This window comes from Streptomyces sp. KL2 (genome assembly GCF_046529545.1).
GTDB lineage: Bacteria > Actinomycetota > Actinomycetes > Streptomycetales > Streptomycetaceae > Streptomyces > Streptomyces radiopugnans.
Genome location: NZ_CP127170.1, coordinates 1,865,898 through 1,877,926 on the forward strand (window position 1 = coordinate 1,865,898; position 12,029 = coordinate 1,877,926).

At 74.2% G+C, this 12,029-nt stretch carries 11 protein-coding genes and 2 tRNA genes; 6 read left to right on the forward strand and 7 right to left on the reverse strand.

Annotated elements, in window-relative coordinates; translation table 11 throughout:
* Nucleotides 1–241: 241 nt before the first annotated feature.
* Together QPK52_RS08315 and QPK52_RS08320 are read right to left on the reverse strand one after the other, a co-directional pair.
* On the reverse strand, nucleotides 242–823 hold the full coding sequence (locus tag QPK52_RS08315) for an alpha/beta family hydrolase (RefSeq protein WP_410540257.1): 582 nt from the start codon (nucleotides 821–823) through the stop codon (nucleotides 242–244).
* A gap of 133 nt (nucleotides 824–956) precedes the next feature.
* Nucleotides 957–1,772 (reverse strand): SOS response-associated peptidase, encoded by an 816-nt coding sequence (locus QPK52_RS08320; RefSeq protein WP_410536545.1) that lies wholly within the window; start codon nucleotides 1,770–1,772, stop codon nucleotides 957–959.
* Nucleotides 1,773–1,962: 190 nt separating this feature from the next.
* On the opposite strand from QPK52_RS08320, the gene QPK52_RS08325 reads away from it, so the two are divergent.
* The 3 genes from QPK52_RS08325 (at nucleotide 1,963) to rsgA (ending at nucleotide 5,215) form a co-directional block, all read left to right on the forward strand.
* Entirely contained in the window at nucleotides 1,963–2,682 is a 720-nt protein-coding gene (locus QPK52_RS08325) for a M50 family metallopeptidase (protein ID WP_410536546.1), read from the forward strand.
* A 125-nt stretch (nucleotides 2,683–2,807) separates the two neighbouring features.
* Nucleotides 2,808–4,166 (forward strand): 3-phosphoshikimate 1-carboxyvinyltransferase, encoded by a 1,359-nt coding sequence (gene aroA / locus QPK52_RS08330; RefSeq protein WP_410536548.1) that lies wholly within the window; start codon nucleotides 2,808–2,810, stop codon nucleotides 4,164–4,166.
* Nucleotides 4,167–4,180: 14 nt separating this feature from the next.
* On the forward strand, nucleotides 4,181–5,215 hold the full coding sequence (gene rsgA / locus QPK52_RS08335) for a ribosome small subunit-dependent GTPase A (protein ID WP_410536549.1): 1,035 nt from the start codon (nucleotides 4,181–4,183) through the stop codon (nucleotides 5,213–5,215).
* A 39-nt stretch (nucleotides 5,216–5,254) separates the two neighbouring features.
* On the opposite strand, the gene QPK52_RS08340 is transcribed toward rsgA, so the two are convergent.
* Nucleotides 5,255–5,860 (reverse strand): TetR/AcrR family transcriptional regulator, encoded by a 606-nt coding sequence (locus QPK52_RS08340; RefSeq protein ID WP_410536551.1) that lies wholly within the window; start codon nucleotides 5,858–5,860, stop codon nucleotides 5,255–5,257.
* Nucleotides 5,861–6,146: 286 nt separating this feature from the next.
* On the opposite strand from QPK52_RS08340, the gene hisN reads away from it, so the two are divergent.
* Complete coding sequence (gene hisN, locus QPK52_RS08345; protein WP_093661353.1) at nucleotides 6,147–6,941, forward strand: histidinol-phosphatase; 795 nt, start codon at nucleotides 6,147–6,149, stop codon at nucleotides 6,939–6,941.
* Between the two features lie 192 nt (nucleotides 6,942–7,133).
* Nucleotides 7,134–7,556 carry a cyclic nucleotide-binding/CBS domain-containing protein gene (locus QPK52_RS08350; protein ID WP_410536553.1) on the forward strand — a complete coding sequence of 141 codons (423 nt, stop codon included), beginning with the start codon at nucleotides 7,134–7,136 and terminating at the stop codon, nucleotides 7,554–7,556.
* A 91-nt stretch (nucleotides 7,557–7,647) separates the two neighbouring features.
* On the opposite strand, the gene QPK52_RS08355 is transcribed toward QPK52_RS08350, so the two are convergent.
* Complete coding sequence (locus QPK52_RS08355; protein ID WP_410536554.1) at nucleotides 7,648–9,114, reverse strand: catalase; 1,467 nt, start codon at nucleotides 9,112–9,114, stop codon at nucleotides 7,648–7,650.
* A 133-nt stretch (nucleotides 9,115–9,247) separates the two neighbouring features.
* Here QPK52_RS08355 and QPK52_RS08360 point away from each other — a divergent pair, with 133 nt between their 5' ends.
* Entirely contained in the window at nucleotides 9,248–9,664 is a 417-nt protein-coding gene (locus QPK52_RS08360) for a Fur family transcriptional regulator (RefSeq protein ID WP_410536555.1), read from the forward strand.
* A 215-nt stretch (nucleotides 9,665–9,879) separates the two neighbouring features.
* On the opposite strand, the gene QPK52_RS08365 is transcribed toward QPK52_RS08360, so the two are convergent.
* From QPK52_RS08365 to QPK52_RS08375, 3 genes are all read right to left on the reverse strand, one after another.
* Nucleotides 9,880–9,953 (reverse strand) — tRNA-Met (locus QPK52_RS08365).
* 69 nt (nucleotides 9,954–10,022) lie between these two features.
* Nucleotides 10,023–11,732, reverse strand: coding sequence for a tetratricopeptide repeat protein (locus tag QPK52_RS08370; protein WP_410536557.1), 1,710 nt, complete (start codon nucleotides 11,730–11,732; stop codon nucleotides 10,023–10,025).
* A gap of 185 nt (nucleotides 11,733–11,917) precedes the next feature.
* A tRNA-Met gene (locus QPK52_RS08375) sits at nucleotides 11,918–11,991 on the reverse strand.
* Nucleotides 11,992–12,029: the final 38 nt, after the last annotated feature.

Sequence of the window (12,029 nt, forward strand, 5' to 3'; positions counted from 1 at the left end):
GCCGGACCCATTCGAACCGGAGAATAGACGACGGTCCGTCCTCTCCGCCGTCCGGAAGGGGGCCTCCCCGACGGGTCCGGCGAGCCTCAGTGTCGCCCAGTCCACCTGGGCGGCTGTGGCACGGGTACCCACAGGGCGGGACGGGCATGCGATCGAACCCATGTCGGGTGGACTCCCTCTCCTCGCGCGTGCGTGCGGTCCGTACGTTTCCTGCACCGGCACAACACACCCGCGCGGGGCATCATTCCCGCGCCAGCCACTCGCGCACCGCGCCGGTGATCACACCGAGCGCCTCCTCCTGGCCGAGCGCCGCCCTCCTCGGCACGGCGAAGCCGTGGTCGCCGCCGGGCACCTCGACGACCTCCGTGCCCTCGGGGAACTCACCGGGCCGCCCGAAGGGGTCGCGCCCGCCCTGGACGACCAGGGTCGGCACCCCCGCCTCCAGCAGCTCACCGGCCCGGGACCGCTCCGGCTTCCCCGGAGGATGCAGCGGGAAGGCCAGCGCGAGCACGGCGCGCGCCCCGAGCTCGGCGGCGGTCCGGCATGCCACGCGCGCCCCGGCGCTGCGCCCCCCGGAGACGACCGGCAGCCCTTCCCCCGCCAGAGCGGGCCACACCGCCCGCCACCCCTCGTCCAGCTTCCCGGGCGCGGGCGCCAGCTTCCTCCCCGCCACCCGCCAGGGCTGCTCGACCAGGGCGACCGAGACGCCGTGCGCGGGCAGCGCGTCCGCCAGGGCCCGCAGATCCCGCGCCTCGATGCCGCCCCCGGCACCGTGGCCGAGCGCGAGGACCAGGCGCGGCCGGGCGGCGCGCCGCCAGATGATCCGGGCCGGGCCGTCCGGCGTGGCGACCTCCTGCGCGGTGCCGCCCGCGGTGCCGTTCCCGCCGGTGGTGCCGGTGCTGCCGGCGTTTCCGCCGGTGGTGCCGCCGCTGTCGTCGCTGTCGTCGCTCACCGGCTCAGAACAGCGTCCCGGCCTCGGGCGCGTCAAGCTCCTCCAGCAGCTCGGGCCCGTTGTTGCGCACGTTGCTGACCTCGCTGCGCACCGGGTAGGCGCGCATGGTCCCGGCGGGCGGCGGGACCAGCAGTCCGCGTACGTCCTCCGCGTCGGTGAGGGCCGGGTCCAGCCAGGCGTCCCAGCGGTCGGGGGTGAGCACCAGCGGCATCCTGGGGTGGATGTCGGCCAGGGAGCGCGGCCCCTCCTCCCCGGCGCCCGCGAACGGCTCGCTCTGCGCCTCCGTGGTGATCACCGCGCAGGTGGCCCACCATGCCTGGGGGTGGTCCTCGGGCAGCGTCCTGTCCCGCCAGAACTCGTAGAGCCCGGCCATCGCCATCACCGAGCCGTCGGCGGGGGTCACGAAGTACGGCTGCTTGCGCGGCCGCTTCCGCCTGCCCTTCTCCTCCTCCTGCCGCTCGGCCGCCCCGGTGACCCACTCGTAGTACCCGTCGGCGGGCAGCAGGCAGCGCCGGGCGGCGAAGGGGCGGCGGTAGGAGGGCTTCTCGTGCACCGTCTCGGCCCGTGCGTTGATCATCTTCACGCCCACGTCCGGGGACTTCGCCCAGGAGGGCACCAGCCCCCAGCGCAGCGTCCTGAGCTGGCGTACCGGACGCGGATCGCCGCTGTCCTTCAGCGGCCGGTCCAGCACCGCGTACACCTGCTTGGTGGGGGCCACGTTCCAGTCGGGCGCCAGCTCCTCGGCCGGGTCCCGCTTCTCCACTCCGAAGAGCCCGGCCAGTTCACCGGCCGATCGGCTCGCCGCATACCGTCCGCACATGTCCGCCACCCTGCCACGCCCGTGCGGCCGGCGGCACCGTGACCGGCCGTACGGGCGTCCCGGAAGGGCCGTGGCACACTGCGGAGCACCGCCTCGCGGCCGGGGAGCGGGGCTCGCGGGGCCGCGGAACGGGCCGGAACGGACGCGGCGGGCACGACGGACCGCAGGGGAAGAGGAGGGGCGGCCGGGCATGAACACGGACACGGACAGCATCGCCGAGGTCTGGGACCGCGTCGTCGGGACGCAGCCCGACCCGTCCTTCGCGGTCGTGGCGGTCACCGGGCTGGTGGCCCTGGCCGTCGTCGCCGCGCGGGGGCCGTGGCGGGTGGCGCGCAACGCGGTGACCATCGCCCACGAGGGCGGGCACGGGATCGTGGCGCTGCTGACCGGGCGGCGGCTGGAGGGCATACGCCTGCACTCGGACACCTCCGGGCTGACCGTCTCCCGCGGGAAGCCGAGCGGGATCGGGATGGTGCTGACGGCCGCCGCCGGGTACACCGCGCCGTCGCTGCTCGGTCTGGCGGGGGCGTGGCTGCTGGCCGCCGGGCACGTCACCGCGCTGCTGTGGGGGGCCACGGCGCTGCTGCTGGCGATGCTGGTGATGGTGCGCAACGCCTACGGGGTGCTCACCGTCGTCCTCACCGGCGGGGCGTTCTTCCTGGTGTCGTGGTTCGCCGGGACACAGGTGCAGGCGGCGTTCGCCTACGGGGTGGTGTGGTTCCTGCTGCTGGGCGGTGTGCGGCCCGTCTTCGAACTCCAGGCCAAGCGGCGCCGGGGCGAGGCCCCGGACTCCGACGCCGACCAGCTCGCGCGGCTGACGAACGCGCCCGCCCCGCTGTGGCTCCTGCTCTTCCACGCCGTCGCGCTGTGCTCGCTGACCGGCGGCGGACGGTGGCTGCTGGGGCTTTGACGCCCCGCTCCGGGCGCCCTTGCCGGCTCCTCCCGTCCGGCCCGGCCCGACCGGACTCCGTCCGGGCGCCCTTACCGGTGTCCGGCCAGGATTCCCGTCCCGCAGGAACCACTAAAGTTGGCCCCATGACCGACCACACCACTGTCTGGCCTGCGCCGCTCGCGTCCGGCGCCGTCGACGCGACCGTCACCGTGCCCGGATCGAAGTCGGTCACCAACCGCGGTCTGGTGCTCGCCGCCCTCGCCTCCGAGCCCGGCTGGCTGCGCCGCCCGCTGCGGTCGCGCGACACCCTGCTGATGGCCGAGGGGCTGCGTGCCATGGGGGTGGGCATCGAGGAGACGGTGTCCTCCAGCTCCGCGCCCGTCGCGGGCGGCCGCACCGCCCCGGAGGCCGGCGGCGAGGCCTGGCGGGTCATCCCCGCGGGGCTGCACGGCCCCGCCGGCGTGGACGTCGGCAACGCCGGCACCGTGATGCGCTTCCTTCCGCCGGTGGCCGCCCTGGCCGACGGCCCGGTCCGCTTCGACGGCGACAAGCGCTCCCACGAGCGCCCCCTCCACGGTGTCATCGACGCGCTGCGCGCGCTGGGTGCCCGCGTCGACGACGGCGGGCGCGGCGCGCTGCCGCTGACCGTGCACGGCGGCGGCTCCCTGACCGGCGGCGCGGTGGAGATCGACGCCTCCTCGTCCTCCCAGTTCGTCAGCGCCCTGCTGCTCTCCGGCGCCCGCTTCAACCAGGGCGTGGAGGTCCGCCACACCGGCGGCCCGCTGCCGTCCATGCCGCACATCCGGATGACGGTCGAGATGCTGCGCGCCGCGGGCGCACAGGTGGACACCCCCGAGTCGGGGGGCGAGCCGAACGTCTGGCGGGTCACGGCCGGCGCACTGCTCGGCCGCGACCTGGTCGTCGAGCCCGACCTGTCCAACGCCCAGCCCTTCCTCGCCGCCGCGCTGGTCACCGGCGGCCGGGTGACCATCCCGGACTGGCCGGCCCACACCACCCAGCCCGGTGACGCGCTGCGCGAGATCTTCACCGAGATGGGCGGGCGCTGCGAGCTGGACGAGCACGGACTGACCCTCACCGGCACCGGCCGGATCCACGGCATCGACGTGGACCTGAGCGAGGTGGGCGAGCTGACCCCCGGCATCGCGGCGGTCGCGGCGCTGGCCGACTCCGAGTCGCGGCTGCGCGGCGTGGCGCACCTGCGGCTGCACGAGACCGACCGGCTGGCCGCCCTCACCAAGGAGATCAACGGGCTCGGCGGCGACGTCACCGAGACCGGGGACGGGCTGGTCATCCGTCCGCGCCCGCTGCGCGGCGGGATCTTCCACACCTACGAGGACCACCGGCTGGCCACGGCGGGCGCGGTGCTCGGCCTGGTCGTCGAGGACGTGGAGGTGGAGAACGTCGCGACGACCGCCAAGACCCTGCCCGACTTCCCCGAGCTGTGGAGCGCCATGCTCGAAGGGGACGGGGCCAGAGGATAAGAGGCGGACCCGCCATGCGCCGCTACGGCAAGCACACCGACGAGGACGACATCCGGATCCGCCCGGGCCGCCGGGGCAGCCGCCCGCGCACCAGCATCCGGCCCAAGCACGAGGACGCCGCCTCCGGCTTCGTCCTGACCGTCGACCGGGGCAGGATCACCTGCCTGGTGGACGGCCGCACGGTCACCGCCATGAAGGCCCGCGAGCTGGGCCGCAAGGGCGTCGTGGTCGGCGACCGGGTGGCGGTCGTCGGCGATCTGTCGGGCGCCAGGGACACCCTGGCGCGGATCGTGCGGGTCGAGGAGCGCTCCTCGGTGCTGAGGCGCACCGCCGACGACAACGACCCCTACGAGCGGGTCGTCGTCGCCAACGCCGACCAGCTCGCCATCGTCACCGCCCTGGCCGACCCCGAGCCCCGCCCCCGGCTGATCGACCGCTGCCTGGTGGCCGCCTACGACGCGGGCCTCGAGCCGCTGCTGGTCCTCACCAAGTCGGACCTGGCGCCGCCCGACGCGCTGCTGGAGACGTACGCCCCGCTGGGGGTCCGGCCTGTGGTGACCGACCGCGACGAGCTGGCCGACGGCGCCGCCGCCGACCGGGTGCGCGAGTTCCTGTGGGGCCGGACCACCGCCTTCGTGGGCCACTCCGGGGTCGGCAAGACCACCCTGGTCAACGCGCTCGTCCCGCCCGACCGCCGGCGGGCGACGGGCCGGGTCAACGCGGTCACCGGGCGCGGCCGCCACACCACGACCTCGGCGCTGGCGCTGCCGCTGCCCGGCGAGGTCTCCTTCCCGCCGGTGGCGGAGGGCGGCTGGGTGATCGACACCCCGGGCGTGCGGTCCTTCGGCCTGAACCACATCGACCCGTCCCGGGTGATCCACGCCTTCCCGGACCTGGAACCGGGCACGGACGGTTGTCCGCGCGCCTGCAGCCACGACGAGCCGGACTGCGCGCTGGACTCCTGGGTCGCCGACGGCCACGCGGATCCGGCCCGGCTGTTCTCCCTGCGCCGCCTGCTGGCCACGCGGGAGCGCCGGGAGGGCGACTGACCCGGGTACGCCGCCCGGCCCGGCCGTCCGAGTGCGAGCTCAGCCGAGCAGTGCCCGCAGCACCTGGGTGACATGGGCGCCCGCGGCCTCCTCCGTCGCCCCGGGCGGGCCGTCGCAGGGCGCCACGACGTAGGACAGCGCCAGCCGCAGGCCCACCTCGCAGGCGTGGCGCAGCGCGGCGGGGCCGGCCGCGCCGTGACCGGCGGCCGCCCCGGCGGACACCAGTGCGGCGGCGGTACGGTCGCGCAGTCTCGCCCCCGCCCGGTCCGGTTCAGGTCCGGGCGGGGGCAGCCGGGACTCCCAGCAGCCGGTGAGCGCGGCGCGCACCAGCGGGTCGCGGTGGGCGGCGCGCACCACCGAGACGGCCGCCGCGGCGCAGCCCTCGACGGGGGCGTCTGCCGGGTCGGCGGCGGCCCGCGCCGCCCGCTGCGCGGCACGGGCGGTGCGGTCGAGGAAGGCCTCCAGCTCACGGGCCACCAGGGCCGTGCCCAGCCCCTCCTTGGAGCCGAACTCGCTGTAGAGGGTCTGGCGGGAGAAGCCCGCCGCCGCGGCGACCTCGACCATGCGGACACGGGGCCACGGCCTGCCGGAGAGGGCGGCACGGGCGGCGCGCAGCAGTGCCTGGCGCGCCGGGGGCTGCGGCACGGTCGCCGCGGCCGGCCCGGCGGAACCCGCGGCAGGGGCCCCGGCACGGTTTCCGGCAGGGCTTCCAGCACGGCTTCCGGCACGGTTTCCGGCGAAGTCTCCGGCAGAGGGCATCACCGAGGTCATCAACACCTCCCCGGACGCGGCGGGTGGCGCACAGCATCGGTGCGGTCGCGGAGGGTGTCAAGACGCCTCGCACCGCCTCACCGCCGCGGGTGTAAGCCCGCACACCCGGTTGGCCACTCCCGTGTGGCTGGCCGGCCGCACCGCTGGATACTGTTCGTCCATGCCCGACTACCACGATGACCTGCGTCTCGCCCACGTGCTGGCCGACACCGCCGACGCCACGACGATGGAGCGGTTCAAGGCCCTCGACCTCAAGGTCGAGACCAAACCCGACATGACGCCGGTGAGCGAGGCCGACAAGGCGGCCGAGGAGCTGATCCGCACCTCCCTGCAGCGGGCGCGGCCGCGCGACGCGGTGCTGGGCGAGGAGTTCGGCAGCGAGGGGCGCGGGCCGCGCCGCTGGGTCGTCGACCCCATCGACGGCACCAAGAACTACGTGCGCGGCGTCCCGGTGTGGGCCACGCTGATCGCGCTGATGGAGCGGACCGAGGAGGGCGACCGCCCGGTGGTCGGCGTGGTGTCGGCCCCGGCCCTGAACCGGCGCTGGTGGGCCGCGCTGGGCGCCGGCGCGTACACCGGCCGCAGCCTGACGTCCGCGACCCGGCTGTCGGTCTCTCGGGTGGCCCGGGTGCAGGACGCCTCGTTCGCGTTCTCCTCGCTCGGCGGCTGGGAGGAGCGCGGCAAGCTCGGCGGCTTCCTCGACCTGACCCGGGACTGCTGGCGCACCCGCGGCTACGGCGACTTCTGGCCGTACATGATGGTCGCCGAGGGGTCGGTGGACATGTGCGCGGAGCCGGAGCTGTCGCTGTGGGACATGGCGGCGAACGCGATCGTCGTCCAGGAGGCGGGCGGCACCTTCACCGGGCTGGACGGGCGCGAGGGCCCGCACAGCGGGAACGCGGCGGCCTCCAACGGGCTGCTCCACGAGGACCTGCTCGCCTACATCGGCGACTGACCGGCGGCTGACCGGCGACCGGGCGTACCACCACTGGACCTCGCCGGACCCAGCGCCGGCTTACGGCCAACTCACCTCCGCACGCCCCTTGTTGCGGCTCCGGCGGCATGTGAACATGAGAATCCGCCCGCTTGTGAGCTTGTGAATCCCTTCTCCAGCGCGGGATTCGCCAAGGAGGTGGCACCAACCGCCATGACCACCCTCGTCCGTGACGCCATGAGCACAGTGGTTCTCACCATCGGCCCCGCCCACACCCTCCGCCAGGCCGCCCGGCTGATGTCGGCCCGGCGGGTCGGCGCGGCCGTCGTCCTCGACCCCGACGCCGGCGGCGTCGGCATCCTCACCGAACGCGACATCCTCAACTCCGTCGGGGCCGGGCAGGATCCCGACCGGGAGCCCGCGCATCTGCACACCACCACCGACGTGGTCTTCGCCGCCCCCGGCTGGACCCTTGAGGACGCCGCACGGGCCATGACCCGCGGCGGATTCCGCCACCTGATCGTGCTCGACGACCGGGAGCCGGTAGGGGTGGTGTCGGTGCGCGACATCGTCCGCTGCTGGTCCCCGGCCCTCGCGGACTCGCCGGCCGCACCCGCCGGCACGGTGGCCGCCTGAGGGCGCCCGCCCCCGCCCCGGAACGCACCGGGGGGACCGGAGCCCACTGGCGTCCGGTCCCCCCGGGTTCATACGGCGAGGAGCCGATGGGTCAGCCGCGCAGGGCCTTGACCGCGGCCTCCAGCCTCCTGCCGTAGTCCTCGTCGGCCTGGCGGAAGTTCTCGATGGCCCGCTTGACGATGTCGTCGCGCGAGACCTTCGCGATGAAGCCCGCCAGGTTGTCGATCAGGCGCCCCTTCTCCTCCTCCGTCATCAGGCGGTAGAGGTTGCCCGCCTGGACGAAGTCGTTGTCCTCGGCGTGCGAGGGGGCGGGGATGTCACCGGTGGTACCGGCGACCGGGACCGGCTGCCACAGCGCCCGGCCGGTCTCGCTCGGGCCGCCGAAGCTGTTGGGCTCGTAGTTCTTCGCCCCGCCGTGGCGGCCGTCGTACATGAAGCCGTCGCGGCCGTGGCTGCGGGCCTCGGTGGCGTGCGGGCGGTTCACCGGCAGCTGGTCGGCGTTGATGCCCACCCGGTAGCGGTGCGCGTCGCCGTAGGCGAACAGCCGGCCCTGGAGCATCTTGTCCGGGGAGGGGCCGATGCCCGGCACGAAGTGGTGCGGGGAGAAGATCGACTGCTCGACCTCGGCGAAGATGTTCTGCGGGTTGCGGTTCAGCTCCAGCTTGCCGATCTCGATGACCGGGTAGTCCGCGTGCGGCCAGACCTTGGTCAGGTCGAACGGGTTGAAGCGGTAGTTCGCCGCCTCGGCCGCCGGCATGATCTGGACGCCGACGGTCCAGCTCGGGTAGTCGCCGCGCTCGATGGACTCGCGCAGGTCGCGCTGGTGGCTGTCGGGGTCCTTGCCCGCCAGGATGTCGGCCTCGTCCTGGGTGAGGCACTTGATGCCCTGGTCGGTCTTGAAGTGGTACTTGACCCAGAAGACCTCGCCGGCCTCGTTGTTCCACTGGAAGGTGTGCGAGCCGAAGCCGTCCATGTGGCGGTACGAGGCCGGTATGCCGCGGTCGCCGAAGAGCCAGGTCACCTGGTGGGTGGACTCCGGGCTCAGGCTCCAGAAGTCCCAGACGTTGTCGGCCTCCTGGGAGCCGGTGTACGGGTCGCGCTTCTGGGTGTGGATGAAGTCGGGGAACTTGATGGCGTCCTTGATGAAGAACACCGGGGTGTTGTTGCCGACGAGGTCGTAGTTGCCCTCCTCGGTGTAGAACTTCACCGCGAAGCCGCGCGGGTCGCGCACCGCGTCGGCCGCGCCCAGGTTGCCGGCGACGGTCGAGAAGCGCAGGAAGACCTCGGTCTCCTTGCCGATCTCGGAGAGGAACTTCGCCCGGGTGTACTTCGTCACGTCGGCGGTGACGGTGAAGGTGCCGTAGGCGCCCGCACCGCGGGCGTGGACGACCCGCTCGGGGATGCGCTCGCGGTTGAAGTGGGCGAGCTTCTCCAGCAGGAGCTGGTCCTGGACCAGGACCGGGCCGCCCGAACCGGCGGTCTCGCTGTTCTGGTTGTCCGCGACGGGAGCACCGGCCTCCGTGGTCAGCGGCCCGGTGTTCTCGATCTGGGCAGTCACATGCGCCTCCTGAATCTGTCCTGTCCCCTTGGCTTGAGCCGAACGCGATCCTACATTGGACATTGTCTAAGTCAAGAAGACGATGAAGACCGTACACGATCCGGCCATGGACACGCGCTGCTAAGGTGGAAGCATGAGTGACCTGCTACAACGTCTCCGGGATCGCGGCTGGCGGCTGACCGCCCAGCGGCGAGTGGTCGCCGAGGTCCTCGATGGTGAGCATGTCCACTACACCGCCGACGAGGTGCACGCGCGTGCGGCCGAGAAGCTGCCGGAGATCTCCCGCGCCACCGTCTACAACACCCTCGGCGAACTGGTCTCGATCGGCGAGGTGCTCGAGGTCAGCACGGACGGCCGCGCCAAGCGGTACGACCCGAACGCGCACCACTCCCACCAGCACCTGGTGTGCTCGCGGTGCGGCGTGATCCGCGACGTCCGCCCCTCCGGCGACCCGCTCGCCCTGCTCCCGGAAGGGGAGCGCTACGGCTTCACCCTCGACGAGGCGACGGTCACCTACCGGGGCCTGTGCCCCTCCTGCGCCTCCGCCTGACGGCCTGACCGCCTGCGACCGCCTGTCGGCCCGGTGCCTCCGGGGTCCTCCCGAGGCGGGGCTCTCCGACGCCCCGCCCACGGCACGGCACGGCACGGACGGCACCGAACCGCACTCATGACATCGCGCGCACGGCACTCGCGCAGCACCCATGGCGGCCACGCGAAAACAGCCGGGCCCTGATCCCTCACTGGGATCAGGGCCCGGCCCATCAGTAGCGGGGACAGGATTTGAACCTGCGACCTCTGGGTTATGAGCCCAGCGAGCTACCGAGCTGCTCCACCCCGCGCCGTTGTGTTCACGACCTTAACCCCACCGCGGCGATCAGTGCAAATCGCGGACGCGCCCCGCTCCCGCCTCAGGCCGTCAGCTCCTCGTGGAGTGCCTCGCTCAGCCGCGCGGCGCGCTCGGCGACCTCCGGCGGCCCCAGCTCGACCGCGCGGGCGCACCAGTGGCGGCCGGCGGCCAGCTCGCCACGCCGGGCGTTCAGCAGCGCCAGGCGCAGGGCGGCCCGTCCGTGGCCCGCCTCGGCCGCACGCGTCCACCACAGGGCGGCCTCCGGCTCGCTGCCCTCGCGGGCCAGCAGCAGGCCCAGGTTGAAGGCGCCGTTGCTGCTGCCCGCCTCCGCCGCGACCCGGTACCAGTGCGCGGCCCGCACCACGTCGCCGCGTGCCGCCGCGCACATGCCCAGCCGGACCTGCGCACGCCGGTGCCCCTGCTCGGCGGCCCGCTCGTACCACTCCTCGTACTCGGCCGGCGGGCCGTGCGCGTCCAGGGCGTCGGCCGTCGGGGCCTGGCGCTCCAGCAGCGCCGCCAGCCGGAAGGCGCCCTCCACGCTGCCCCCTCCGGCCGCGCGGCGCAGATGCCGCTCGGCGGTGTGGGCGTCGCCCTCGCGCAGCAGCGCGATGCCCACCTGGAGCGCCGCCTCGGTGTGACCGGCCGCGGCCGCCTGCTCGTACCACCGCCGGGCGGTCTCCTCCTCGCCGCGGCCCGCGTGCAGGATGCCGAGGTTGAACGCGGCGTCCACGCTGCCGGCTTCGGCGGCCTTGGAGAACCACGGCTCCGCCCCCGCCGCGTCGCCGCGCTGGAGCAGCAGCACGGCCAGCGCGTTGGCGGCCTCGCGGTGCCCTGCGTAGGCGGCACGGCGGTACCACTGCTCGGCCTGGGCGGTACGGCCCTCGGCCGCGCACAGCAGCGCGAGGTTGAAGGCGCCGTTGATGTCGCCCGCCTCCAGCGCGACGCGGTACCAGCGCTCCGCGGTCTGCCGCTCGCCGCGCTCGGCGTGCAGCGCGCCCAGGGCGTTGGCCGCGCTGCCGTCGCCGTCCTGGGCCGCGCGGCGCCACCACTCGGCGGCGCTGTCGGTGTCGCCCGCGTCGCGCAGCAGGAAGCCCAGGGCCCGCGCGGCGCGCGCCTCCCCGTCCTTGGCCGCCGTCAGGTACCAGCGGGCCGCCTCCTGGAGCTCGCCGCGCTCCTCCAGGAGCGTGCCCAGCCGCAGGGCGGCACGCCGGTGGCCGCGCGCCGCGGCCTGGCGGTACCACTGCTCGGCCTCGGCGCCCCCGTCCTGACGGCGCGCCAGGATCCGCGCGATGCGGTAGGCCGCCTCGCGGTGGCCGCGCTCGGCGGCGGCCCGGAACCACTCCTCGGCCCCGCCCTCGCCCCGGTGCTCCAGCAGGTCCGCGAGGGCGTACGCGCCGAGGGGGTGGCCGGACTCGGCGGACTGCCGCAGCCAGTACTCGGCGGCCGTCTCGTCGCCGCGCTCGCGGTGGTGGCGGCCCAGGGAGTGGGCGGCGGCCGCCGAACCGGCGACGGCGGCGACCCGCCACCAGCCGGCGGCCTCCTCGGTCTGGCCGAGCTGGTGGAGCAGGACCCCCAGGTTGTTCGCGGCGGCACGGTCGCCGGCGGCGGTGGCGGCGCGCAGGTACGGCTCGGCCCCCTCCAGGTCGCCCCGGCGCAGCAGCCGGGCGCCGAGCACGCTGATGGCGTTCGTGTCGCGGTGGTCGCGGAGGTCTGTGCGGCCCGCACCGCCCCCCGTGCCCTCATCTCTCGCCTTGTCCCCCATGAGGCCCATCGTCGCACCACCCGCAACCCGCGTACATCTGGTATACCGCCGCCAAGGAAGTCACTTCAGCGTTTTGTCGACTTCCCGATACAGCTACCATCCAAACGCAAAGCGCTACCACGCGCCTCTTTTCTCGCATGCCCAGCACACGAAGAAGGACCCGGAGTCATTGACTCCGGGTCCTTCCCGATCAGTAGCGGGGACAGGATTTGAACCTGCGACCTCTGGGTTATGAGCCCAGCGAGCTACCGAGCTGCTCCACCCCGCGCCGTTGTGTTCACAACCTTACCACGGCGCGAAGGGAGC

Bases quoted from the DNA above. Each gene is read 5' to 3' on its own strand.
- QPK52_RS08320 (WP_410536545.1), bottom strand. From the start codon at position 1,772: ATGTGCGGACGGTATGCGGCGAGCCGATCGGCCGGTGAACTGGCCGGG.
- QPK52_RS08325 (WP_410536546.1), top strand. From the start codon at position 1,963: ATGAACACGGACACGGACAGCATCGCCGAGGTCTGGGACCGCGTCGTC.
- aroA (WP_410536548.1), top strand. From the start codon at position 2,808: ATGACCGACCACACCACTGTCTGGCCTGCGCCGCTCGCGTCCGGCGCC.
- rsgA (WP_410536549.1), top strand. From the start codon at position 4,181: ATGCGCCGCTACGGCAAGCACACCGACGAGGACGACATCCGGATCCGC.
- hisN (WP_093661353.1), top strand. From the start codon at position 6,147: ATGCCCGACTACCACGATGACCTGCGTCTCGCCCACGTGCTGGCCGAC.
- QPK52_RS08350 (WP_410536553.1), top strand. From the start codon at position 7,134: ATGACCACCCTCGTCCGTGACGCCATGAGCACAGTGGTTCTCACCATC.
- QPK52_RS08360 (WP_410536555.1), top strand. From the start codon at position 9,248: ATGAGTGACCTGCTACAACGTCTCCGGGATCGCGGCTGGCGGCTGACC.
- QPK52_RS08370 (WP_410536557.1), bottom strand. From the start codon at position 11,732: ATGGGCCTCATGGGGGACAAGGCGAGAGATGAGGGCACGGGGGGCGGT.